Origin of the sequence: Bradyrhizobium sp. LA2.1 (assembly GCF_040547725.1) — a bacterium.
Classification (GTDB): Bacteria; Pseudomonadota; Alphaproteobacteria; order Rhizobiales; family Xanthobacteraceae; genus Bradyrhizobium; species Bradyrhizobium barranii.
Genome location: NZ_JBEPQI010000017.1, coordinates 40,506 through 64,361 on the forward strand (window position 1 = coordinate 40,506; position 23,856 = coordinate 64,361).

Annotated in this window: 23 protein-coding genes, 1 tRNA gene and 2 pseudogenes; 10 read left to right on the top strand and 16 right to left on the bottom strand. The window is 64.4% G+C overall.

What is annotated here, in order from left to right; genetic code table 11:
- Window positions 1–10: 10 nt before the first annotated feature.
- From ABIB95_RS28975 to ABIB95_RS28985, 3 genes and pseudogenes are all read right to left on the bottom strand, one after another.
- Window positions 11–3,313 carry an acetyl-CoA carboxylase family protein gene (locus tag ABIB95_RS28975; protein ID WP_354244341.1) on the bottom strand — a complete coding sequence of 1,101 codons (3,303 nt, stop codon included), beginning with the start codon at window positions 3,311–3,313 and terminating at the stop codon, window positions 11–13.
- Between the two features lie 127 nt (window positions 3,314–3,440).
- Window positions 3,441–3,584, bottom strand: a pseudogene (locus ABIB95_RS28980) (aspartate/glutamate racemase family protein); the annotation flags it as partial.
- Window positions 3,585–3,714: 130 nt separating this feature from the next.
- A complete protein-coding gene (locus ABIB95_RS28985; protein ID WP_354244344.1) occupies window positions 3,715–5,397 on the bottom strand; it encodes a methyl-accepting chemotaxis protein in 1,683 nt (560 codons plus the stop codon).
- A gap of 294 nt (window positions 5,398–5,691) precedes the next feature.
- Here ABIB95_RS28985 and ABIB95_RS28990 point away from each other — a divergent pair, with 294 nt between their 5' ends.
- Window positions 5,692–6,192: a hypothetical protein gene (locus ABIB95_RS28990; RefSeq protein WP_354244347.1), complete on the top strand. Its 501-nt coding sequence runs from the start codon at window positions 5,692–5,694 to the stop codon at window positions 6,190–6,192.
- Between the two features lie 11 nt (window positions 6,193–6,203).
- Window positions 6,204–6,677, top strand: coding sequence for a hypothetical protein (locus ABIB95_RS28995; RefSeq protein WP_354244350.1), 474 nt, complete (start codon window positions 6,204–6,206; stop codon window positions 6,675–6,677).
- Window positions 6,678–6,819: 142 nt separating this feature from the next.
- Here the strand turns inward: ABIB95_RS28995 and ABIB95_RS29000 are convergent, their stop codons facing one another.
- Complete coding sequence (locus tag ABIB95_RS29000; protein ID WP_354244353.1) at window positions 6,820–7,419, bottom strand: TetR/AcrR family transcriptional regulator; 600 nt, start codon at window positions 7,417–7,419, stop codon at window positions 6,820–6,822.
- A 171-nt stretch (window positions 7,420–7,590) separates the two neighbouring features.
- On the opposite strand from ABIB95_RS29000, the gene ABIB95_RS29005 reads away from it, so the two are divergent.
- Complete coding sequence (locus ABIB95_RS29005) at window positions 7,591–7,968, top strand: tautomerase family protein (RefSeq protein WP_354244356.1); 378 nt, start codon at window positions 7,591–7,593, stop codon at window positions 7,966–7,968.
- A 34-nt stretch (window positions 7,969–8,002) separates the two neighbouring features.
- On the opposite strand, the gene ABIB95_RS29010 is transcribed toward ABIB95_RS29005, so the two are convergent.
- Complete coding sequence (locus ABIB95_RS29010; RefSeq protein WP_354244359.1) at window positions 8,003–8,932, bottom strand: CobW family GTP-binding protein; 930 nt, start codon at window positions 8,930–8,932, stop codon at window positions 8,003–8,005.
- Window positions 8,933–8,936: 4 nt separating this feature from the next.
- Window positions 8,937–10,427: an amidohydrolase family protein gene (locus ABIB95_RS29015; protein ID WP_354244362.1), complete on the bottom strand. Its 1,491-nt coding sequence runs from the start codon at window positions 10,425–10,427 to the stop codon at window positions 8,937–8,939.
- A gap of 284 nt (window positions 10,428–10,711) precedes the next feature.
- Between ABIB95_RS29015 and ABIB95_RS29020 the strand changes: the two genes are divergently transcribed.
- Window positions 10,712–11,707: a tetratricopeptide repeat protein gene (locus tag ABIB95_RS29020; RefSeq protein ID WP_354244365.1), complete on the top strand. Its 996-nt coding sequence runs from the start codon at window positions 10,712–10,714 to the stop codon at window positions 11,705–11,707.
- Window positions 11,641–12,369: a HigA family addiction module antitoxin gene (locus ABIB95_RS29025; RefSeq protein ID WP_354244368.1), complete on the top strand. Its 729-nt coding sequence runs from the start codon at window positions 11,641–11,643 to the stop codon at window positions 12,367–12,369. Before ABIB95_RS29020 ends, ABIB95_RS29025 begins: the two co-directional genes overlap by 67 nt.
- Here ABIB95_RS29025 and ABIB95_RS29030 read toward each other — a convergent pair.
- From ABIB95_RS29030 to ABIB95_RS29060, 6 genes and pseudogenes are all read right to left on the bottom strand, one after another.
- Window positions 12,308–12,586: pseudogene (locus tag ABIB95_RS29030) on the bottom strand (2'-5' RNA ligase family protein); the annotation flags it as partial. The gene ABIB95_RS29025 and the pseudogene ABIB95_RS29030 overlap by 62 nt on opposite strands.
- A gap of 272 nt (window positions 12,587–12,858) precedes the next feature.
- The gene (locus ABIB95_RS29035; protein ID WP_354244371.1) at window positions 12,859–13,578 is read right to left on the bottom strand and encodes an AAA family ATPase; all 720 of its coding nucleotides are present in this window, start codon (window positions 13,576–13,578) and stop codon (window positions 12,859–12,861) included.
- Between the two features lie 316 nt (window positions 13,579–13,894).
- Window positions 13,895–14,338 (bottom strand): DUF6538 domain-containing protein, encoded by a 444-nt coding sequence (locus ABIB95_RS29045; RefSeq protein ID WP_354244374.1) that lies wholly within the window; start codon window positions 14,336–14,338, stop codon window positions 13,895–13,897.
- Window positions 14,339–14,427: 89 nt separating this feature from the next.
- A tRNA-Glu gene (locus ABIB95_RS29050) sits at window positions 14,428–14,502 on the bottom strand.
- Between the two features lie 139 nt (window positions 14,503–14,641).
- The gene (locus tag ABIB95_RS29055; protein WP_354244377.1) at window positions 14,642–15,232 is read right to left on the bottom strand and encodes a DUF2846 domain-containing protein; all 591 of its coding nucleotides are present in this window, start codon (window positions 15,230–15,232) and stop codon (window positions 14,642–14,644) included.
- A 97-nt stretch (window positions 15,233–15,329) separates the two neighbouring features.
- Complete coding sequence (locus tag ABIB95_RS29060) at window positions 15,330–15,674, bottom strand: hypothetical protein (protein ID WP_259256241.1); 345 nt, start codon at window positions 15,672–15,674, stop codon at window positions 15,330–15,332.
- Here ABIB95_RS29060 and ABIB95_RS29065 point away from each other — a divergent pair.
- The 4 genes from ABIB95_RS29065 to ABIB95_RS29080 all read left to right on the top strand — a co-directional run bounded on the left by ABIB95_RS29065 (window position 15,673) and on the right by ABIB95_RS29080 (window position 19,209).
- Entirely contained in the window at window positions 15,673–16,680 is a 1,008-nt protein-coding gene (locus tag ABIB95_RS29065; RefSeq protein ID WP_354244380.1) for an RluA family pseudouridine synthase, read from the top strand. The genes ABIB95_RS29060 and ABIB95_RS29065 overlap by 2 nt on opposite strands.
- 216 nt (window positions 16,681–16,896) lie before the next feature.
- On the top strand, window positions 16,897–17,796 hold the full coding sequence (gene rpoH / locus ABIB95_RS29070) for an RNA polymerase sigma factor RpoH (protein WP_254123162.1): 900 nt from the start codon (window positions 16,897–16,899) through the stop codon (window positions 17,794–17,796).
- 390 nt (window positions 17,797–18,186) lie between these two features.
- Window positions 18,187–18,528: a hypothetical protein gene (locus ABIB95_RS29075; RefSeq protein ID WP_063985480.1), complete on the top strand. Its 342-nt coding sequence runs from the start codon at window positions 18,187–18,189 to the stop codon at window positions 18,526–18,528.
- 288 nt (window positions 18,529–18,816) lie between these two features.
- On the top strand, window positions 18,817–19,209 hold the full coding sequence (locus ABIB95_RS29080; RefSeq protein ID WP_028150707.1) for a hypothetical protein: 393 nt from the start codon (window positions 18,817–18,819) through the stop codon (window positions 19,207–19,209).
- Window positions 19,210–19,296: 87 nt separating this feature from the next.
- Here the strand turns inward: ABIB95_RS29080 and ABIB95_RS29085 are convergent, their stop codons facing one another.
- The 4 genes from ABIB95_RS29085 to ABIB95_RS29100 all read right to left on the bottom strand — a co-directional run bounded on the left by ABIB95_RS29085 (window position 19,297) and on the right by ABIB95_RS29100 (window position 22,854).
- On the bottom strand, window positions 19,297–19,923 hold the full coding sequence (locus tag ABIB95_RS29085) for a peptidoglycan recognition protein family protein (protein ID WP_354244384.1): 627 nt from the start codon (window positions 19,921–19,923) through the stop codon (window positions 19,297–19,299).
- Between the two features lie 34 nt (window positions 19,924–19,957).
- On the bottom strand, window positions 19,958–21,169 hold the full coding sequence (locus ABIB95_RS29090) for a GGDEF domain-containing protein (protein WP_354244387.1): 1,212 nt from the start codon (window positions 21,167–21,169) through the stop codon (window positions 19,958–19,960).
- Window positions 21,170–21,812: 643 nt separating this feature from the next.
- A complete protein-coding gene (locus tag ABIB95_RS29095) occupies window positions 21,813–22,424 on the bottom strand; it encodes a LysE family translocator (protein WP_354244390.1) in 612 nt (203 codons plus the stop codon).
- Between the two features lie 55 nt (window positions 22,425–22,479).
- Window positions 22,480–22,854 carry a response regulator gene (locus ABIB95_RS29100; RefSeq protein WP_028150703.1) on the bottom strand — a complete coding sequence of 125 codons (375 nt, stop codon included), beginning with the start codon at window positions 22,852–22,854 and terminating at the stop codon, window positions 22,480–22,482.
- A gap of 120 nt (window positions 22,855–22,974) precedes the next feature.
- On the opposite strand from ABIB95_RS29100, the gene ABIB95_RS29105 reads away from it, so the two are divergent.
- Complete coding sequence (locus ABIB95_RS29105; RefSeq protein WP_247315319.1) at window positions 22,975–23,805, top strand: SDR family NAD(P)-dependent oxidoreductase; 831 nt, start codon at window positions 22,975–22,977, stop codon at window positions 23,803–23,805.
- Window positions 23,806–23,856: the final 51 nt, after the last annotated feature.

The window sequence follows — 23,856 nt, forward strand, 5'->3', positions numbered from 1 at the left end:
TGCACTGCGCTCACCACGTATCGATGCAGGGTCGCTTCTTCTTCGTCCTCGCGGGCGGCTTCGGCACCGAGCGCACGCCCGCCATGATCCAGCGCCGCGTCTCGGCGGGGTCGATGACGTTGTCGATCTCGAACACCGAGGCGATCGAGACCGCCTTGCCGTTGGCATAGAGCTCGGCGACCTTGTTGCGATAATAGGTCTCGCGCTCCTCGGGGTCGGCGATCGCCTCCATCTCCTTGCGGAAGCCGAGGCGGACATACCCCTCTAGGCCCATGCCGCCGAATTCGCCGGTCGGCCAGGCCGCGGTGAAGAAGGAGGCGTGGAAGCCGCCGCCGATCATCGACTGCGCGCCGAGACCATAACCCTTGCGCAGCACGATGCCGAACAGCGGCACGGTGAGGCTGGCACCTGTCACGAACATGCGCGAGACGTGGCGCACGATCGCGGTCTTCTCGGCTTCCGGACCGACCATGAAGCCGGGCGTGTCGCAGAGCGAGACGATCGGCAGATCGAAGGCGTCGCAGAGCTGGAGGAAGCGCGCGGCCTTGTCGCCGGCGTCGGCATCGATCGCGCCGCCGAGATGGCGCGGATTGTTGGCGATCAGACCGAACGGCTTGCCCTCGATGCGGATCAGCGCGGTAATCATGCCGACGCCGTAGTCGCGGCGCAGCTCCAGCACGGAATCCTTGTCGGCGACGAGATCGATGACGCTGCGGATGTCGTAGACCCGCAAACGGTTCTCCGGGATCGCGCGGCGGAGCTGGCGCTGATCGGCGGCCTGCCACTCCGTCACCGCGCCCTGAAAATAGGACAGGTATTTTTGCGCCACCCGCGTCGCCTCCTCCTCGTCCTCGACGAGGATGTCGATCACGCCGTTCGGTGACTGGAACGTAACCGGGCCGACCTCGGCCGGGTGATAGACGCCGAGACCGCCGCCTTCGATCATCGCCGGACCGCCCATGCCGATCGAGGCGTTCCTGGTGGCAATGATGACGTCGCAGCAGCCGAGCATCGCGGCGTTGCCGGCGAAGCAATAGCCGGAGACCACGCCGACAACCGGCACGAGGCCGGAGAGCCGTGCGAACTGCACGAAGGACGGGCCGTCGAGGCCGGTCATGCCGAGCCGGTCGGTGTCGCCGGGCCGGCCGCCGCCGCCTTCGGCGTAAAACACCAAGGGCACACGCCAGTCTTCCGCCAGCGTCAGCATGCGGTCGATCTTCTTGTGGTTCATGTGGCCCTGCGTGCCCGCGAGCACGGTGTAGTCATAGGACACGACGATGCAGCGGCCGCCCTCGGCGCCGAATTTCTCGGCATTCACCGTCGCAACACCCATCACGAGGCCATCGGCCGGTGTGCTCTTGATGAGATCGTCGAGCTTGCGGCGGCGCCGCTGCGCTGCAATCGCAAGGCTGCCATATTCCATGAACGAGCCGTCGTCGACGAGCTGCGCGACGTTCTCGCGCGCGGTGCGCTGGTTGGTGTTGCGGCGGCGCTCGACCGAGGCCGGCCGGTTCGCATCGAGTGTATTGGCCTGGCGCGCGATCACCTCGGCAAGATCGGGACGAATATGGTCGAGATCGACATCGGCTTCCGCCGCCGACGCATCGGCCGCGACGTCGAGCGGCTCCAGATACATGATCGGTTCGCCATGCATCAGGGTAACGCCATCGCCGGCGACGAGCTTCATGACGCGGCCGCCCTGTTCGGCCATGACCAGATGCTCCATCTTCATGGATTCGATCACGGCGAGCTGCTGGCCCGGGCGCACGATCTCGCCTTCCTTCACCTGGATGGTGACGATGGTTCCCTGCAAGGGCGCAGCGACCATCACCGCGCCTTCGGGCACGATCTGCGCGACGTGCGTCTCCGCGCCATGGCCGCTTCGCTCGGTCGCGGAAAAATAGAGCGGCTTTGCCGCGCCATCGGCCGCCTCGACCAGCTTTGCGATGTTGCGATCGATGAAATCGGTCGCGATGCGGTTGGTCCTGAAATCGGGATGTGCGAGCACGGCCTGGAGGAAGGCGATGTTGGTGACGACACCGTCGATCCTGAACTCGCGCAGGGCGCGCGAGGCTTTTGCCACGACGTCGTGCCAGGCTTCGCCCGGCGTATGCACGATGACCTTGGCCAGCAGGGAGTCGAACGCCGCGCTGGTCTTGTAGCCGGCGTAACCAAAACTATCGACGCGGACGCCGGGCCCTGACGGCGGCTCGAACACGGCGAGCACGCCGCCGGTCGGATGCGTCGCCCCCAGCTCGTCCAGCGTCTCCATGTTGACGCGGAGCTGCATGGCGTAGCCGCGCGGCTTTGGGATGGAGCCCTGTGCCAGACCAAGGGAGGCCAATGTTGCGCCGGCGGCGACCGCGAGCTGGGCCCGGACGAGGTCGAGGCCGAGCACTTCCTCCGTCACGGTGTGCTCGACCTGAAGCCGCGGATTGGCCTCGATGAAGGCAAAGCTGTCCTCGGCCGTGCCGTCGACCAGGAACTCGAAGGTGCCGAGATTGTCGTAGGACGCCGCGGTCGCAAGCTGCCTCGCAGCTTCGATGATGCGGCCGCGCAAGGCGTCGCTGAGCGACGGGCTCGGCGCCACCTCGATCAGCTTCTGGTGCCGGCGCTGGATGGTGCATTCGCGCTCCCAGAGATGGGAGATCGCGCCATGGCGATCGCCGATGATCTGCACCTCGATGTGGCGGGCCTGGCGGATCAGGCGCTCGGCATAGACGCCGTCGAAGCCGAACGCCGCCTTGGCCTCGGACTGGCAGCGCGCATAGGCTTCCGCGAGATCGGCGGCGTTCTCCACGACGCGCATGCCGCGGCCGCCGCCACCGGCCATCGCCTTGATCACGATCGCCGCGCCCTTGCCGAGGGATTCGAAGAATGCCGTGATCTCCTCCAGCGACGAGGGCCCGCTGGTGCCGGCGATGATCGGCACGCCGCAACGCTTGGCCAGTTGCCGGGCCGCAACCTTGTCGCCGAACAGTTCAAGCGCGGCCGGCTTCGGCCCGACGAAGGCGATGCCTGCATCCGCGCAAGCCTTGGCGAACGCGGCGTTCTCGCTGAGGAAGCCATAACCGGGATGCACCGCGTCGCAGCGGGCGCTCTTCGTCGCCTTCACCACCGCTTCGATATCGAGATAGGCCCGCGCGCCGCGGCCGGGGATTTCGACCGCCTCGTCGGCAACGCGCACGTGCAGCGACAGCGCGTCATCGGCTGGATGGATCGCGACCGTCGCGATGCCGGCATCGGCCGCCGCGCGCGCGATGCGGATGGCGATCTCGCCACGGTTGGCGATCAGGAGTTTCTTGAACGACATGCGGCGTCTCCATGCCCGCGGGCCGAGGCGCGGGTCGGCAGGTTCGATGATCCTGCTTCTTCACTTTAACCGCAGCCGTCAAGGGCGGGAAAGCCGGTCGCGGTGACCGGTCCCGCGGGCCGGAATATCAATTGCCCGCGCGCGCCGCGACGAGGCGGATAATCCGCGTCACGGCAGACGGGATCGGTGCGATGACCGGCACCGCGAACATCGACTGAAGCTCGCGCGCGGCCTCGCCCTTAGGCCCGCCGCCGATGATGACGGCCGACGATGTCGAAGCCGTCGGCGGCGACCGACTTCGCAATGGCGACCATCATTGCGGTGGTCGCCCCGGAACTGTTCGGATTGATCAGGAGGATGCGCGCGCGCCGACGGGAATTCTGGCCCATCCTGCGGCTATACTAGGCGGCCCGCACGCCCGCAACAAAGGTGCTGACCTCGTTCTCCAGCGATTGCAGCTTCTGCGACAGCCGGCCGCTCGATTGCAGCACGAGGCCCGCGGCCTGGCCCGTTTCCGCCGTGGCGTCGGTGACACCGGAGATGTTCTGCGAGACCTGGTCGGTGCCGGACGCCGCCTCCTGCACGCTGTGGGCGATCGCCTGTGTCGCGGCGCCCTGCTCCTCGACCGCGGCCGCGATCGACGAGGAGATCTCGTTGACCTCCATGATGGTCTTGCGGATGCTCTCGATGTTGCCGACGACCTGGTTGGTCTCGGCCTGGATCGCGGTGATCTGCGCGCCGATCTCGTCGGTCGCCTTCGCGGTCTGGCTCGCCAGCGATTTCACCTCGCTCGCGACCACGGCAAATCCCCTGCCGGCCTCGCCGGCGCGCGCCGCCTCGATGGTGGCGTTGAGCGCAAGCAGATTGGTCTGCGAGGCGATCTGGTTGATGAGGTCGATGACCTCGCCGATCTTGTGCGCGGCGGCGGCCAGCCCCTGCACCGTGTCGTTGGTGCGCTGACCGTCCGCGGCCGCCTTGTCGGCCACGCTTGCAGCTTGCGCGACGCGCTGGCTGATCTCGGTGATCGAGGACGACAGCTGGCCGGCGGCGGACGCCACCGTCTGCACATTGCTCGACGCCTGCTGGCAGGCGGTCGCGACGAAGCTCGCGCGGTCTGTCGCCTTGTTCGCGGTCTCCGACATGCCTTGCGCGGCCTGCTGCATCGCGCGCGCCTCGGTGAAGACGTCACGGACAACGGCCTGAACGCTCGCCTCGAACCTGCCGGCGAGATCGGCCATCGTCTTACGTTTCTCGTCGTCGGCCCTCTGCTTGGTCTCCTGCTGCTCGGCATGCATGCGGCTCACCGCCGACGCATTGTCCTTGAACACGGCAAGCGCCTTGGCGAGCCCGCCGACCTCGTCGCTGCGGCCGGTGTAGGGCACCTCGAACGCGCTGTCGCCGGCGGCGAGCCGCTCGGTCAGCGCGGTGATGTTCGCGAGCGGCCGGGTCACGCTGCGGCCGATTACGAAGGAGCAGGCCAGCACCAGGACCAGGACGGCCAGACAAATGTAGGCGAATGTCGTCGCATTCTGGCGAAAAACGGCATCGACGTCGTCGAGATAAATGCCGGTACCGATGATCCATCCCCAGGGCGCAAAGCCCTTCACATAGGAGATTTTTCCGACCGGCTGCTCGAAGCCCGGCTTCGGCCAGAGATAGCTGTAGAAGCCCGCGCCCTGCTTGTTGACGACGTCAACGAAGCCCACGAACAGCGCGTTGCCGGCGGGGTCCTTCATGCCGGAGAGATCCTTGCCGTCGAGCTCGGGCTTGATCGGGTGCATGACCATCTTGGGGGCCATGTCGTTGATCCAGAAATACTCGACCTTGTCATAACGCAGGCTCTTGATCGTTGCGATCGCGGCGGCCTGCGCCTGCTCGCGCGGCAGCTTCCCCGCGCTCTCGAGCTTCTGATAGTGCGCCAGGATGCCGTAGCCGACATCGACCATGTGCTGCGTCTTGGCCTGGCGGTCGGCGATCATCTGCGCGCGCAGGGTCGAGAGCGCGATCGGCGCCAGAGCGATCATGCCGAGGAGGCTGATGCCGACAATCAGGACCAGCTTGAAACTGATGCGGGAAAAAAACATCGGTGCTCGCAAGAATTGGAAGGGCTGATATGCCAGTTTATCCCGCACCCCTTAGCGAAGCTTTAAGCATTCGGGTTCTCCAAATCCCCGCAAAATTGCGTTGGAGGCCGCCGGCGTAATGCGTGCGGCTTGGCAGGCTGGCGAGGCTTGGCTGCATCCGGGATCCCGGCTCTTTAGATCTAGAAGACCTCGATATCGCCACTACGAGCGTTGACTTGCGGTCGGCTCTGGCGGAACGATCGGCGCAGATCAACAGCGCCAGCTGTGGCGTGAGCTGCAAAGGCCAGAGGCTCAATGCATCAATCGACATATGGCAAGTCCCTCGACCTTCCCGCGCTGTGCGCGGCGGAGCGGCTCTTCATCTGGGGATTTCGGGCCAAGGCACGCAGCGGAAGCGCCGTTCCGACCGCGGCCGATATCCAGCAAGTGTACGACCACTTTCGCGTCGGCGACGCCGTGCCGTCGCTGGAATCCATCATCGAGATCTTCGCTTGCACGGCGCATACGGCCATCGAAGTTCATTGCCCGACCTGTCCGAAGATGTCGGACAGCGAGCACGGGATCTTGCGGGCGATCGCCGCGGCACAGCAGGAACGCATCGACGTCGCGCGCGAGCAGTTCGAGAGCTGGTTGCCGCCGGTCGGTGCCGATTGGGCTCTCGCGCCCGTGCGGGGGCTTGCAACGATCTTCCGCATGGCCGGCCTCATCCTGCCCGACCGACACGTTCCGTCTTTCGACCATGACCGGACGATGGCAATGAAGAGCTGGCTGGTCGGAAGTCCCACGCTGCACTGACGGGATCGTTCATGCTCCACGATACGTGCGGGTCTGCACCAGTCGAGAAAGCCGGCCAGCCGCGGCTCTGTCCGCTCCAGGCCGCGCTTGCGGCGCGTCCCTGCGTCGAGAGCTACGATGAATTTTCCCGCGTCGCGCTGTCGCTGTTCCGATTCATCGGAGCGGCCTATGCGACCGGCGCCTCCGATTGCTGGGAAGCGGCCTATCGCTTCGCCGACGAGGCGCCGGGCATCGCCGACAGTCCGCTGCTGGTGGCGCGCGCTGCTGCGCTCGTCAGGATCCTGCGCAGCGGCCGGCCGTGCGAACTGTGCTTCATGCCGCCCTCGTGCCGGCGTCTCTCGCAGGACGAGGCGGAATTGATGCGACTGCTGGCGGTCGCACGCCGCAACCAGCCGGGCGAACTCGAATCCATCGTTTGCCAGTACGTCGGGAACGAGAACGAGATCGCGACAACGCGGGCCGTCAACGCGCTTGCCTTATGCTGACGCTTTGATGGGTTCTAGTCGCATCTCAAGCGACCTTGCGCTATCAACATCCTCATGGAGACGCAGTGCTCGATGCCCTCCATAAAACCTCCAGACGGCCCCAGGGATCACCACCGCTGGGGTCGTCGTTTTGCGAGTTGACCTAACCGCCCTTCTTGCCGAGCACGAGATCGATGGTGTGAGCCGCGATCTTGCGCAGCTGCGGCTCGTCGCCGAAGGCACGTTCGAGCACGCCAAGGCCGCGCGTCACCGTGATGATGTGCAGCGCTGCGGCCGCGGGATTGCCATTGAACTCGCCGCGCTCTGCGCCTGCCGCCAACGCCTCTTGAACCAGCATGGTGATGCGCGAGATGAGGCCCGCAAAGGCTTGACGCGCGTCCTCGTCCAGGCCTTCCCCTTCGGCCGCGCCGAGCTCCATCAATCCGCGCGTAGTCGGACATCCCCGCGGCGGCGAGCCCGAGCGGAAGTTGGTGATGGTCAGGTCGAAGAACGCGGTAAGGCGTTTTCGCAATGAGCCCGCGCCGAGCGCCTTTTGCAGGGCGAGGAGATAATCGCCCGCATAACGCTCATAGGCCTGGAGGAACAGCGCCTCCTTGCTGCCGAAGGCATTGTAGAGGCTGCCGCGCTGAACACCGGCATCGCGCGCGATGTCCGACAGCGACGTGCCGCGCACGCCCTTGCGCCAGAACTGGTCGAACGCGATACGCAGGACGTCGTCGTGGTCGAATTCGCGCGGCCTCAAATCCTGCTCCTCGGCATGGCAAAAATATTTGACACGATGTCAAGAACGTGTTTTCTCGACATCGTGTCAAAAACTAATTGGGATTGATAGCCCGCTCCGTCAATGGGCCCAACGGCCGGCGCTTGCGTGCGCCCTGGCCGATCGGGCCCACATGCCAAAAGGGACCCGCCCATGCCTCTCCTTCACATCTCGATGCGCGCCGGCAAACCGGAAGCCTATCGGCAGGCGATCCTCGATGGTTTGTACCGCGCCATGCGCGAGGCGCTGAACGTGCCCGAGGGCGACGAGTTCATGACCATGAGCGAGCATGACGCCTCGAACTTCCGCTGCGGCAATGCCTATGGCGTCAAACGCAGCGACGACGCCGTGCTGATCCAGATCACCGTGTTCGCATCGCGCACTCCGGAGCAGAAAAAGGCGCTGTACCGCCGGATCGCGGAGCTGCTCGGCGAAAACCCGGGCATCCGCTCCGAGGACGTGTTCGTCAACGTGCTCGACGCCCCCGCGGAGAACTGGTCCGTCGGAAACGGCATCGCGCAATTCGCGTGAAGTGAGGGGCGTGCTTCTGGCGTGATCGCTTGCTTCACCCACCCGCAATACACGCCTCCATGATCCCGTCGAGCTCGGCCTTCGAGAGCACGCCGAGCTCGGTGATGAAGACGATCCGCGATCGCGGCACGCCTTCCGCCGGTGCATCGCCCGGCGCGAGCGTCGCGCGGCCGGCGGCGAACTGAAGCACCATCTGGCGCCCGGGTTGCTCGACGGTCTCGAACAGGCCTTTTGCGCGCGCAAGCTTTGGCGCCAGGCGGCCGATCGCCTGCTGCAGGCGCGGCAGCGACAGCGGCTGATCCGAGGTCCAGCTCAGCGTCTCGAAGCGCTCCTCGGACGGCCGTCGTGGTCCAGGGTCGCGCGGCGCGGGCGCGCGATCAACAGCCGCGGGAAACAGCAGCGCGGACGGAATCTCGCCGTGCCTGGCATCCACCACCACGGCGGGGACGCGCTGCGCGCGGATGGCTTCGCGCATGCGGGCGCCTGCGCTCTCGTCCGCCAGATCGAGCTTGCTCAGCGCCACGATATCGGCGACGCGCAATTGCGAACGATGGAGCGCATCATCCAGGGCCGCCGGTAGCGTCGCCGCATCCATCACGCAGAGCACGGTTTCCAGCGGCGCCTCGCGCAGGATCACGGGGTCCATCAGGTTGCGGACGATGTCGGCGGGATCGGCGACGCCGCTGGTCTCGATGACGATATATTCGGGCTTCGGATCGCGCCGCAGCAGCGTCGAGAGCGTGCGCAGGAGATCGCCTTCGAGCGAGCAGCAGATGCAGCCATTGGCGAGGCTGACCACGCCGTCGCTGGCGCCCGCGATCAGCTCCGCATCGATGTTGATCGCGCCGAAATCGTTGACGATTGCGGCGATCCGCCGCCCCTCCGCATTCGCCAGCAGATGGTTGACGACCGTGGTCTTGCCCGCCCCCAGAAAGCCCGTCACCAGGAGAATGGGGACCGGCATGGGATCAGCCCTCGATGACGGGCCGGCGCACGGGGCGGCCGGGCCGCGCCGCCACGTCCAGCACGCCATCGCTGATCAGCGGCTGGCCGCTGACGATCAGATGCCTCACGCCTTCCGAGGGGCGGTTCATCGCCGTGAAGGTCGCGCGGTCCGAGAGCTTCTCGTAGTCGAACACGACGATGTCGGCATCGGCGTCCTTTGCGAGCCGGCCCTTGGCGCGCATCGCCGGCGTGCTCTGCGACAGGATCTCCGCGGGGATCAGCGCGCATTTGCGCACGCCTTCCAGCAGCGACACGGCCTTGCGCTCGCGCACCCATTCGCGGATGAACTTCGTGAAACAGCCGGCCGAGCGCGGATGCGAGGTGGCGTCATCCGGCAGCGGCCAGGCGTCGCCGGTGTAGGTCTTGCCGTCCGACGTCGTCCACGGCATCGCATCGGACGCGATCGCGCCGCCGGGATACAGCACCGACATATCGAGCAGATCGCGATGATGCGCATTGTTGTCGGTATCGAGGATGTGCCAGAGCACCAGCGAGGACGGCTCTTCGGCCTGCGCCTTCAGCAGCTCCTCGCGATCGCGGAAGCGGTGACCGTCGGTCACGCGCTGCACTGAATCGTAACCGGTGCCGTTGCGCTCGACGAACTGGGGATCACTGAAGAAGGCCGCGGCCAGTACGGTCGAACCGGTGCCGTAGGGATAGGCCTCGACCGTAATTGGGAGGCCCTGCGCCTGCGCCTTTTCGACCAGCACGCGGCAGCGCTCGATGTCGGTCTTGCTCGACGAGTTGAAATGGCAGATGTGCATGTGCGCGCCGGTGGCGCCGGCATAGCCGATCAGGCGGATATAGGCTTCCGCCGCACTTTCGGGGTCGACGCGCGACATGTAGGCGACGTGGGTGAAGGTCGGCACGTCCTGTCTCGCCGCGAGCTGGCAGACCGCCGTCAGCTCCTGCACGCCGGCACCCGGCGCATAGGCGTTCAAAATGCCGATGCCGATGCCGCCCTCGTTCAGGCCGCGCGAAAGACGCTCGAGGATGCCGGCGACCTCCGCGTCGCTTGCCACGTTGTCCATCCAGCGGCGGTCGCGCATCGCGTTGCCGAACGCCTCCAGCGAGCTCTCCGCATTGGAGCCCGTCATCGCGCCGATGCGCGCAAAGGCCCAGTTGGTGGCGGCGCCGTAGTTCAGCACGCGTCCCTTCCGCGCCTGGCGCTCATACCAGGAGGCGACCGGCAGCACGCCGGCCTCGAGATCGAGCGTCGTCGTCACGCCGTCGAACGCCTGCATGCGGTCGGCCGGGATCGACTGGCCATGCGCGTGCAGATCGATGAAGCCCGGCGCGACCACGAGCCCTGTCGCGTCGATCACCTGCTCGGCGCCGCCGAGGCCCGTGCCGACCGCGGCGATCTTGCCATCCATCACCGCCACATCGCCAATGGCATCCATCCCGCTTGCGGGATCCACCACCCGGCCGCCAGAGATCACCAAGCCGCTCATGTCGTCACTCCGCATGCTATTGCCAGAACCTCCGAAGACCCGGCAGCAGCTCCGGAGGCGCGGAGCGCATAGTGCAGATTTTGGGGAGAACGACTACCGCCACTGATGCCGATGCTGCATGCGCTCGCGACCTCGCGGCATGTCTTGCCCGAAGGGCAACGGCCCAACAAGCCTCCGGTAGAACGATGGAAAAGATCGCTATAAGGTTGCCGTCGCGGCAAGTCGCGTTGCCTGCGTCGGGATCATCGGCCAAGTGTGTCGTGCAAGGGGGCGAAAGGTCTGCAATGTCAAATCAGGGCCTGCGCATCGGCTGCAGGGCAGCTTTGATCACCTCTATCGTCGCCTTGGCGGCAAGCGCGTTTGCGGCCACCCCACAAGACCTGAACGATTGTCAGGACAACAGCGATGTCCCGCGCATGATGGCAGCGTGCGGCAGCCTCTCCCAGGACGCCAGATTGCCTCCCGATGCAAGATCCATGGCGCTGCTCAAGCATGGCTTCGGAAATTTTGCACTCGGCAACATGGATGCGGCTCAAGCCGACTTCACCGAGGCGGTCAGGCTCAACCCGAAGAACAACTACGCTCATCACGAGCTGGGACTGACCTTGGCCAAAAAGGGCGACACCACACGCGCAATCGCTTCTCTCACCGAGGCCATCAATCTTGATCCCTCAGGTGCCGCAAGCCGGTTCATTCGCGGGCAGATTTATATGTCCGAGGACAGGCTGGACGAGGCGATCCGGGATTTCACCGATGCCATCAGGCTTGGACCCGACAAGAACACCACCTTTGCCAAAGACCAGGAGGTGAGTCGTCCGGAGGCCGATCGCGTCGCGGCTGACTACTACGCGGCCCGGGGAGATGCGTACTATCGGAGAGGCGATTTCAGGGATGCCGCTTCGGACTACGACCGGGAGGCGCGATTTTCCGATCCCGACGGCTACGGCGTCATCTGGGGATCGGTGGCGCGGATGCAGGGACGATCTGCCGATGCGGATATCGCGCTGTCAGCTGCACTCGACAAGGGCCAGCTCAGGGATTGGCCGAGAACCGTCGGCGAAGTGCTCGTCGGCCGGATCACTCCCGCCGCAGCCCTGGCTTCGGCCAGGAATTCAGATCAAACCTGCGAGGCGCACTATTACGCTGGGATCGCTCAGCTCAAGAGCAAAGATACAGTCGCGGCCCGGAACGAGTTTGCAGCCGCGCGAGACGGATGCCCGACCTCGTTTCGAGAGTATCGTGCCGCCATTGCCGACCTGAAGCGATTGCAGGCGCAGTGATCGCAGAGGCGGAGAAAGCGACCGGCAAAATCCTGCGCGAGGAATTTCTCGTTCCGCTCAAACTGACACCCTACGCGATCGCAGCCGCTCTGAACGTGCCGCGCACCCGGATCGAGCGCATTGCGCGCGAGGAAAAGCCCGTCACGGCCAATACTGCTCTGCAGCTCGGAAAATTCGTCAAGACTGGCGCTGCGTTCTGGATGAACATTCAGACGCGCTTCGATCTGGAAACGGCCGTCGGCGCGATTATCGACACCCACGAGCACACCGGCATGGCCGAGATCCTTATGAAGAGAGAACACCGAGTTCGATGGTATGCCCTGGGCGAGAAGATCACCTACAACTCCGCCGAGTTCGGCGAGATCGCCTTCGCCTGCAACATGTTTGCTAGCGACTTGGCGTCGAAGCTACCGACCTTGCCCACCGTGGCCGTGCCATCGACTACGGGGGCAATCGCTGCTCAGCGATTACCTGAACCGGCGGAAAGGCAACGCAATCTGCCACGTCGAACAGCACTTCCATGCTTCGATCAAACGATCGCGCAAAAGCAATCGCGTCATCACGCCGCTCATCGGCGATGCGCAAGCCGAGCGTACAATGCGGCGTCCATGCCCCGGGCCGGTAATGAGGGCGGCAATGCGCCGGGTCGATTGCGGCGCTGACGGAGCTGTGGATGCGGGTTAGCGCCTCATTGGAGCTCGGCTCCGCCCAGAGAACGAGAGGCGAGCCTGCGAACCAACGAATCCGTTTGAACTCGATGCGAAATTGCGCTTCGCCAGCGACGGCCGCCAGCATGGCCGCCCATGCTATCTTTTCGTCGATCGCAGGCGAGTCGTAGATCGCAAATGTAAAATGTGGCCGGTAGCCAAGGGTGCGCATCGAAGGCTCGACTTCGAACGCTACGACCTGATCCCACAGCCGCTCGATCTCACTTGCTGAATTGTTATCGGCTCGAACGTTGATCGCCAATGCCACAAGCGCTCACCCAGCGGGGGGAACAATCAAATCGAGATCAAGGGAAGGTAGCTTCAAGGCAATGGCGCTCCCTAGGGGAGACGAAGGGCATCGGAACAAACCACTGAAAAACAAGGACAAATCAGACCAGCTGCGCGCTGATTGCTACCACGGTCTGCTACCACCCGCAATATTCTTCAATACCTCCCGAGAATTGAAACTACTCGTCGGCATTGCGCGCGTAACGCATCTTGATCGGGGCGGGACGCTCCTCCGTGATGGTTTGCTCGGGTGTACTCATTGAGGGCCCGGAAGTCTCGGATAACGGCCCGGCTATGCGAAGCAATCTGCTCTTCAATATCTACGGGGATTTCGTACGAAAAATATGCTTCCACGCTTGTCACAACCGGCTGGGACGCCTTTATGAGACGCTCTAGTTCGCTAAGACGAGTGCTGGCCGTCCTAACATCAACGTCTAACTGAGCGATGTTTTGGGCCAGCTCGACACCGCGTTGGCCAACAATCACCTGTAGCAATTGTCGCTTATTATCGCGCGTCACGCTGCCGGCGACGTGCACGTTCCGCTCAACATAATCCTGATCAAATACGTGAAGGGCGCCGGGACAAGTACTCCATTGCCGTCCATCGAACTCGGCAGTGCCATCAGCCCACTCGAACTTGGCACCAGGTGCGTTCCTTGATGCCAGCCTTTTTCGGGCCAAAACCGCCGCGGCATCCCTCACAGATGCAGCGCGCAACAACGCGCAGACGGTACTTTTCCCATGCCCATTACGCGCGTAGATGAGCGACAAACGAGTGAAGCGGGGAGCCTTGTGCTTGAGCGCGCTAAACCGCCCCACCTCCACTAACGACTGCAACTTCAATAGCACCTCGCCTCCTAAGCGCCTAAGGCGCACTTATGTAAAGCGCGAGAACACGGGTGGCCTCCAACTTAGCTCTCCCCGCATGCGGCGGATTTCGAGCACACTGCCCCGCCTTCCTATGAAGTCCTAGTTGCTCCCCTTGAGCTTCCTTGACGCCGTGCGAAGATGAATGCCCACACAGCATCCACCTTTTCGTTCCAAATAGGTTCGGGGTAAGGATCCTCGGGAAGCTCGTTAAGAGTGAACCGGATGGTGCTCTGTACAGAAGCGCGGGTTTGCTGCTTCGTCTGCCATTGGTCAACGAACAGCTGATCTTGCAATTTCTCTAGCAGTTCTCGCGCAACCTTCTTTACCGCGACTTCTTGGGCCTTGGAGAGCTTGGGCTTCGGCTTCGTAAGTAGGTCAGCCGAATGTGCTCCGCTTCCATGCGTTTAAGTTCATCGCGGCCGTATCGTGTGCGCTCGTCCCATGCCAGAGCCTTCGCGTAGACGTACTCCGCCATTCGCTCGATTTCGGTATCGGTGAGGTTCGCGCGAAGTGCAGCCTTTGCAGTTGGCTGCTTTACGAGAGCCTCGGCTTCCCTAAGGGTGCGGTCTATGTCGGCAAGCGCGTGCGGGGCTCGTCGTGTAGCCTCGCGACGGTCCTTCGTTGCCAATGATTTCTTGAGATAGGCTTGGGTGGGCTTCTTGCTGCTTAGTATGCGCGCAACGGCGGCTTGGAGCCTTTCGGGAACCTTGCGCTGAACGCACCAAACCCCAGCGGAGTTCTTGATTAGATATGGCATCGCATGCATCAAAAGCTACCAAGATTTGCTACCAGTCAAGAGCAGCAAAGCCATTGATTTGTGCGATGTTTTTGAAATCTCAGCGCTTCTAGAGCCGCTGGCGCTCCCTAGGGGAATCGAACCCCTGTTTCAGCCTTGAGAGGGCCGCGTCCTAACCGCTAGACGAAGGGAGCGTGAGGGACAGGACATAGCCGCGAATTTTGTCGGCGGCAAGCCTCGATCGGGGGCGAAAACCCCGGATATGCACGGTCACTGCGGCTCAAGCTTAATTGCGGGGCGGGTTGCCGTGCCCCGCGAAACTGCCGGGAACGCTCACGGCTGCTTCAGTTTCTCGATCGCCGCAGCGCCGGCGGCCGGCTCCAGGCGGAACAGGCCCGCGCCCGCAAAGGCGGATTTGAACGGCGAAGAGGAGCGGATCTGCTGGCCGCTGCTGCCGGCGACGGCCTGGTTGAGCAGGTCCTGGCCGATGGCGCCCGTCCGCTGCGTCCCGACGCCAAAATAGTAGGTCTTGCCGGCCTCGACGGGGACCTCGACCTCATAGTCCGTCATGGACATCTTCATGTGGGAGGCGATCTTGTGGACGCCCGGCGGCCGGTCGACGAAGAAGAACGTCCCCATGTCGACCTTTCCGACGGACTTGCCGTCGATCAGGATTTCCGACGAGGCCGCCATTCCGCCCATCGCGCCGAAAATGCCCTTCTCGCGCAGGAAATAGAGCCGTGCGTTCCGCGAGCCCGTTGGCTTGGCCTGCGCCGCGGGTTGTTTGGCCGGCGCGGCAAGTCCAGCCTGCCTGGCTGGTGCTGTGGGCTGCTTGGCCGGCTCTGCGAGCGCCGCAGATCCAGCGCATCCGTACGACCCCACAACGAGTGCAATTGCGACGACGCGCGACTTGATACGTCCCATTCCCAGTCCCAGCCCAACTTCCCAAGCCAGGACCTAAATCAGAAGTTGCGCGGCAAGACAAACTGGACCGGAGAACGATCAACAGCCGCGGCCGGCCTTACGGCTCATTGGCAAATTTCAGCTTTCCGGCCGGCTTCAGGGTGTGGGCGTCGAAAGTGCGGATCTCGATGACCCCGCCCACGTCCAGCGTGACCACGAGGCGGTCGCCGGCGACCCCGGTCGAGACGATCTTGGCGCCCTTGGGCAGGGCGGCGGTGACGTCGCCGGCCATTTCGGACGCCCTTCCCTCCGACTTGAAAAGGCGGTAGCCCACCGCGATCAGGACGGCGCAGATTGCCAGCGCCGTGGTCAACCCCGCGATCAGCATCATCCGCCGCACCCGCGCGAACAGCGCGGCCTGCTCGGGGCTCGGTTCGGGAACAGCGGTATCAGACGTCGTCATGGATAGCTCAGGCTCTGCGCAAAGGTTGGAAGTTGTCGTCGCCGGCGACGAGGGCTCGGCCCGGCTCGACCGCGTGCTGGCGGCGCACCTCACCGACCTGTCGCGATCGAGGCTGAAAGCCCTGATTTTGGCGGGCGCGGTGAGCCTCAAGGACGCCGCGATCCGCGACCCCGCTTATCACGTCACATCCGGCGATACGATCACAATCGACGTGCCGGAGGCGGCCCCGCCCGAGCCCAAGGGCGAGGATATCGCCCTCGATATCGTGTTCGAGGACGACGACATCGTCGTCCTCAACAAGCCGAAGGGCCTCGTCGTCCACCCCGCGGCCGGCCATGAGACCGGCACGCTGGTCAACGCGCTGATCGCCCATTGCGGCGGCTCGCTCTCCGGCATCGGCGGGGTACGCCGGCCCGGCATCGTGCACCGGCTCGACAAGGACACGACCGGGCTGATGGTAGTCGCCAAGAACGACCTCGCCCATGCCTCGCTCACCGCGCAATTCGCCGACCACGGCCGGACGGGTGCGATGCGCCGCGGCTACATGGCCTTCGCCTGGGGGCTGCCGGGACGCCACCGCGGCACCGTCGATGCGCCGATCGACCGCCACCCGTATGCGCGCGAGAAGATGGCGGTGCGCCAGGGCGGCCGCGAGGCAGTGACGCATTGGGAGCTTCTGGAGAGTTTTGCGGGGCGTGACGGCAAGCCAATCGCCTCGCTGCTCGCCTGCGAGCTCGAGACCGGACGCACCCATCAGATCCGCGTCCACCTCGCCCATATCGGCCACCCCCTGATGGGGGACGCCGTCTATGGCCCGCACTTCAAGACCAAGGCGAGCCACCTCGGCCCGGAGTCGCAGGCGACTCTCGCCACGCTTGGGCGGCAGGCCCTGCATGCCTATTTGCTGGTATTGGAGCACCCGAGAACCGGAGAATTACTCCACTGGGAAGCGCCGCTGCCGAAGGATTTGCTTCTCCTTCAGGGTGCCCTGAAAGCGGCGCTATGACGCAGGCCGCCTTGGAAAAGCGTTACATTACAAAAAGTTATAGCTGCCACACGGGGACGTGACGTCAGCAATCCTTCCCTTTTTGACCCCCCTTGGGGTATATTGCGCTTGCGTTGGAAATGACCAACGGAACATCGCAGCTACGGCCGGCTTTAACACAGCGGTCGTCTGCCTGGCCCGCCGCTATCGGGGGCCTGAACCTTGGAGGGCTTCATCATGGCCCGTACCGCTGCTTTGCCGGTCCTCAATGGAGAATCCGGCCTTTCTCGCTACCTCGCCGAGATCCGCAAGTTCCCGATGCTGGAACCCCAGCAGGAATACATGCTCGCCAAGCGTTGGCGTGAGCATGACGATCGCGACGCGGCGCACCAACTCGTCACCAGCCATCTCCGCCTCGTGGCCAAGATCGCCATGGGCTATCGCGGCTACGGCCTGCCGATCTCCGAGGTCGTCTCGGAAGGCAATGTCGGCCTCATGCAGGCGGTGAAGCGTTTCGAACCCGAAAAGGGGTTCCGTCTCGCCACCTACGCGATGTGGTGGATCAAGGCGTCGATTCAAGAGTACATCCTGCGTTCCTGGTCGCTCGTGAAGATGGGCACCACCGCGAACCAGAAGAAGCTGTTCTTCAACCTGCGCAAGGCGAAGAGCAAGATCAACGCGCTGGACGAGGGCGATCTCCGCCCCGACCAGGTGAAGATCATTGCCAAGCGCCTCGGCGTCACCGATCAGGACGTGATCGACATGAACCGCCGCCTCGGTGGCGACGCGTCGCTCAACGCACCGATCCGCGATGACGGCGAAGCCGGCGAATGGCAGGACTGGCTGGTCGACAACACGCCCAACCAGGAAGCCATGCTGGCCGAGCACGAGGAGTATGATCATCGCCGTGACGCGCTGAACGGCGCCATGGGCGTGCTCAACCCGCGCGAACGCCGCATCTTCGAGGCGCGCCGCCTCGCCGATGAGCCGATGACGCTGGAAGACCTCGCCGCCGAGTTCGGCGTGTCGCGCGAGCGCGTCCGCCAGATCGAAGTCCGCGCCTTCGAAAAGGTGCAGGCCGCGGTCAAGGGCACGATCGCACGGGCGGAACAGGCCGCACTGGAGGCCGCGCATTAAGCGGGCTTTCGCGGTAGATATTGGCGGATCGACAAGAGACAGAAAGCCGGCGGCAACGCCGGCTTTTTTGTTTGTGGCGATGCTCTGTTTGAGTGATCCGCCGTGCCTTCTCTGCGCGATGCGACGCGCGCCGCACTCGCTGTCATGCCCCGGCTTGAACCGGTACCGGCAGCGAGATCTCGAACGCAGGCCTCTGGAATACTGGATCGCCCGGTTGAACCGGGCGATGACAGCGGGGGTTGTGGCGGAGAGCCCTGCCAAGTGAGACCGACCGCCATCACGGTCTCCTTCCCGCGGCCGACGTAGAACCGAGCTTGCCTTGAACCCGCGCGGCCGGTCAACCGACCCAGAATGATCGGGCCGGCGGCCTCAACTGAACGGACACCAACCGTGTCGATCATCCTGCAATCTACCGTCGGCGGCTTCTCCGCCCAGTTCATGCGCAAGCTGCCGCTGGTCGAGCAGGCGATGCGCGAGCACGGGCTCGACCCCGCGGAGTTCGTCATCTCCAAGGACTATGCCTCGACCGCGACGATCCCGCTCATGGGCCCGTTCTTCTATAATTACAGCGTGTTCTTCGGCGACGAGCAATTCACCGTCACCGAGCCGAACGACATGGTGTTCCTGGATTACTTCTTCAAACGCGTGCTGGCGTCGGACGGCCCGCCGGAATTGCCACGGCGGCCGGGATTGATGCGGCGGCTGTTCGGCTGGATGGCGCAGCCGGTTTAGCTCGTCATTCCGGAGCGCGTCATGAATGCTTCCCGCTCAATCGTCCTTGTCGATCACGCTTGCCGCAGGACGCTTGCTGATGTATGTGCTGCCGCCCGGCGCGATATCGCGCCTTTGTTGTTCAGCGCAACCAAGGGAGGCGGCATGAAAAGTAGATCGATACATTCTGACCGCCGACCTCTTTGATCGGCAATCGGTCATAAGCTGAACGCCGCTTCGCGGCTGTTCTCCATTCATTGCATCTGGCTGCGAGGGGCGCGACGCAACAAGGCGTCGCGCCGTGTCGTCATGTATTTGCGGTTCGTTACACCGCTCATCCACCCGCACAGTCGCGTGGAGAGCGGCTTCTTTCGTGCGTCCTGGTATGTCCAGCGAAACAACTGTCCGGACTGGATCCGGCATGAGCTCTCGGACCAGTTCAATTGGTTCGCGCAGCATCTGCCGCTTCCTGGACGCATCGCGCGTCACTTCAAGCGGCGCGATTCGATCTGGGGCATTTGCTGGTTCGATCCTCAAGCCCGCGAGGCTGTCAGCCGCGCGCGCTACTGCGCTTGGCTGCTCGAGGAGGGTGGCCTGCCGGTGCGCACGATTACAACCTCGCGCCAGCGCGAAGTGATCTGGCGCGACGCGCACCAGATCGTCACGAAGCCTTCCGCCGATCTTCCCAAGGCATTCCCCTGAGCCTGGGAAGACCCGGTGGACTTACACTCTCGATGGCCGTCCGGCACCGGAGGTTTCGGCCTTCGGTTTGCCGGACGCGCCTGCCCGTCACTCCCCCCAAATCCGCGCCAGCGTCGCGAGCCAGCAGCCTTCGCAATAGCGGGCGTCCTTGTAGTCGATCCAGTTGTGCGCATAGACGTGGTCGAGCGGGATGCCGTAGCGCGCGCGCAGCACCTTCACGAGGATCTTCCATGCCGCGACCTGCGCCTCGGTCGGGCCCGTGGTGACATCCGGATAGTTGCCGGCGAACTCGACGCCGATCGAGTTGTCGCGCACCACCTGGCGATAGGTCGATCTGTTGTCGATATACTTGTTGTCGTTGCGGTTGGCGCCGTCGCCATGGGTCGGCACCAGGTTCTCGGCGACCGCCCAATAGACCGTGCCGTCGGTCTCGACCCACACGGTGACGCCGCGGCGGGTCGGGTTCTTCGACTGCTCCGCCGCGCCGCCGCGCGCCGAGCCTGTCGGCCCCTCGGTCTGGTGCACGATGATGTTGCGCCAGGGATGGGCGTCGCGGACATCGCCCCATGGCGCGAGCCAGACCATTTTCAGGCCGGGAATGTCAGGCGTGCCGGAGACGCGCGCGATCTTTGCGAGCTCGGCGTCCGTTGCAGCGGCTGGGGTGAGCAGAACAAGGGCGGCGAGAGAAGCGGCGAGCAGGCGGAGGATCATCATACGGGTCCAAGGCGGGCCCAAATCCTAGCAGGCTTCATGCGAATTTGCGCGTGGCCTCGCCGAGCCCGGGCCGCTCAGGCGAGAGCGGCGGAGCCGGATCGTAGACGGCAAAGTCGTTCTTGCCGTTTTTCTTGGCGGCATAGAGGGCGTGGTCGGCATGGGCGATGAGGCGGTCCGGAAACTGGCCGATGCCGCGGTCCCATTCGGCAACGCCGATCGAGATCGCGATCGGGATGTCCCTGGTTGTACAGGCCGCGGCGTCCTGACGGCAGACCTCGAGCACGCGGCGGGCGATCGCGGCAGCCTCGCGCAAGGACGAGGACGGCAGCACGACGCAGAACTCGTCGCCGCCGGTGCGGGCCAGCATGTCGCCCGGCCGCAGCCGCGTTTGCGCCATCAGGGTGAAGTGCCGCAGACAGGCATCGCCCGCGGCATGACCATGGGTGTCGTTGATGGCCTTGAAGCCGTCGAGATCGATCACCATCAGCGAGAACGGCTCGCCGCTGCGCTCAGACCGGGCGCATTCCTCGGACAGGCGCTGCAACAAATGCCGCCGGTTGGCGACGCCAGTGAGATCGTCGAGCAGCGCGAGGTCGGCGACCTCGTTGCGCAGGCGATCCATCGCCATCAGCAGGAAGCCGAAATTGAGCGTCATCGACAGGAACAGGAGGCCCAGCACCATGACGCCATGAGCCTGACCGCCGGCGCGCGCCGAGAAATCGTGGCCGAGCAGATTGCCCAGTGTGCGAACCGCAAGGATCCCGATGATGGTGAGGATGACGATGCCGGACAGCCGCGCGCCCGGGCTGACGCGGCCTTCCGGCGGCGCCAGGAGCAGACGCAGCGCCAGCACCAGCGGCAAGGCCTGGCCGAGCGTGTAGCTCAGCATGCGCAGCTGCATGTGCTCGAAGCCGACCATGAAGAACACGACGCCGGCGAGGCTTAGCACCCCCGTTGCGGTCATGACGCGCCACGAGACCGGCCGGTCATAGAAACGCTGAATGCCCATCGCGGCGAGGCAGCTCGCCGCGATGACGCCGGCAGCGCCGACAAGAAGCGGCAGGGGAGAGGCGACGAACAGGCGGACCAGGGCCGTCATCGCGCCGGCGGCGCCGACGAACGACGATGCCATCCAGAACCGCGCGGCCGCAAATTTCGGATAGGAGCGCGTCACGTAGGCCCAGATCAGGCCAAGCGCCAGGAAGTTGACGACGAAGACCGTCCAGAGTGTCGGTACGTTCAGCATGGCGCGTGCGGCACGCGCAGCGTCGCACCCCCCATCTCTGGCAGCCGTTCGTCCATGACCCTTCCCCGCGTTCTTGCGGAGAAGAATGCGCGGATTGCACTTAACGGAACCTCACTGCGATCTGCGAAAGCTCGCCCTTGGTTTTGGATTCATGAACAGTGCGCCGCGACTATCGGATCATTAGGCATGTCGCGGTCTCCCTGCGCGGCCACGCCGATGCGCATCGCGATGCGGATTCGTGGGCAAAAATCACCCAAAAATGCATCTGAGCTGTGGATAACGTAATGACACAGATGTGACAGCACGGGGCAGCCGCCCGCGAATCTGCTGAGTTTGCGGTCGAGGATGTTGCGAGGCTGGCCCTCCGCCGAGCATCCCTCGTGTCGCGTTTAACCATGAACCCTTGAGAGGATACTATGGCTAAGAAAGCGAAGAAGGCGAAGAAGGCGACGAAGAAAAAGGCCAAGAAGGCCGCGAAGAAGAAGTAGCCAGCATGTTCTTTGCCCGGGTGGAGCCTCGCTCCGCCCGGGCGTCGGGTAAGGGTCGAGAGAGTCTAGGGATGGCGGGCGCAGGGCCCGCTTTTTTATTGCTCCACGCTCAGCTGCGGCCTCTCCCCGCAAGCGGGGAGAGGTGAAGGAGAAGCCTAGCGCTCCGCAAACGCCAGCTTGGCACCAAGCGCGGCAAAGCCGGCGGCAAAGCTGCGGCGCAGCCAGGCCATGACACGCGGGCGGGAGATGACGCGCTCGCGCACCGACGCCGCACAGAGACCGTAGAGGACGAACACCGCAAAGGTCATCGCCATGAAGGCGCCGCTCAATTCCAGCATCCGCGCCAGCACGTGGGCTTCATCCACCGCAATGAACTGCGGCAGGAAGGCCAGGAAGAAGATCGACAGTTTCGGATTGAGGATGTTGATCAGGAAGCCGGTGACGATGACGCGGCGGCTCGACCGCTCCTTGATCTCGCCATCGACCGCCAGCGCTCCGGTCTCGCGCAGCGCCTGCCAGGACATGTAGAGCAGATAGGCGACGCCGCCCCATTTCAGCGCGGCAAAGGCGAGCGCGCTGGTGTGCAGCACCGCGGCAAGCCCGAGCATCGCAGCTATCATGTGCGGCACAATCCCGAGCGTGCAGCCGAAGGCGGCAGCCACGCTCGCGCGTGAGCCGCGCGTCAGCGCCGCAGCCAAGGTGTAGAGCACGCCGGTGCCGGGCGAGGCGACGACGATGAGCGAGGTGAGCAGGAAGGAAAAGGTCATGGGCAGACCCTATCACCGCGCCTCACGGCAAGAAAGCGAGCCCCCGGATCAACCATCAGGACAGCTGCGCGAGCTCGGCCTCGCGGAGCACGTCGAGCGGAGCCCACGGCTTGGCCCAGAATTTCGCGCCATCGGGCAAGGGCTGCGCCAAGGGGCGGCCGGAGGTGACGACGATGTCGAGCTTTGGATTGCGGTCCTTGGCGACGTGCGCGAGCTCGACCCCGGTCATGCGCCCCGCAAGCTGAACGTCCGTCAGCATCAGACAGAGCGCGCCGGCGCTTCTGTCGAGCACCCGTTGGGCAGCCTCGGCGCTATCGCACTGGATGACCTGGTAGCCGCTCTCCTCCAGCAGAAGACTGAGCATCTCCCGTTGCATGACGTCGTCTTCGACGATCAGCGCCGTCGCGCGAAATGGTTCTGCCTGTCCCATGGGGCCGCTCCAGTGCTTGCTTGCGTAACCTATGTTAAGGAGCCAGTTCGCCGGTGGTTCAGTTCCATCATGAAAAATGTAGATCATAGTTCCACACGACCGGCTTGACGGGGGGACATCATGACTGCCATTCGCGGTGCCGCCGCAATCACGGGAGCGGCGAGCGGCATCGGGCGCGCGCTGGCAATCGAGCTCGGAAATCGCGGCTGCGATCTCGCGCTCGCCGATCGCGACGAGGCCGGATTGAAGACGCTCGCCGCCGAGATCGGTGCCGCACGCAAGGTCAGCGTGCATCGCGTCGACGTCAGCGAGCCCGGCGACATCGCGGAGTTCGCGCGTGATGCGATCGCGGCGCATCCCGCGCTCGGCATCGTCATCAACAATGCCGGCGTGGCGTTGATGGGATCGTTCGAGGAGATCGACCAAGCGCAGATGGAGTGGCTGTTCGACATCAATTTCTGGGGCGTGGTGCACGGCACGCGCGCCTTCCTGCCGCATCTGAAGACGCTGGCAGAGGCGCACATCGTCAACGTCTCCTCGATCTTCGGCATCATCGCGCCGCCCGGACAGTCGGCCTATGCCGCCGCCAAGTTCGCGGTGCGCGGCTTTTCCGAGAGCGTGCGGCACGAGCTTGCGGTCGCGGGCAGCCCCGTAAAACTGTCGGTGGTGCATCCCGGCGGCGTCGCCACCGCCATCGCGCGCAATTCGCGCACCGGGGTCGGCGTCACCGACAATGCGCGCCGCGCGCAATCGATCGAGCGGTTCGAGAACGCGGCAAAGACCACGCCGAAAGACGCCGCGCTGCGCATCATCAAGGGCATCGAGAACAACCAGCCCCGCATCCTGATCGGCAACGACGCCCGCTTCATGGACTTGTTGCAGCGCTTCCGCCCGGGCACCTATTGGGCGCCGTTGCAGCGCAAGCTGGAGAAGATGGCGAAGGGGACGTGAGATCGTAGGGTGGGCAAAGCGAAGCGTGCCCACCACTTCCGACGACACGAA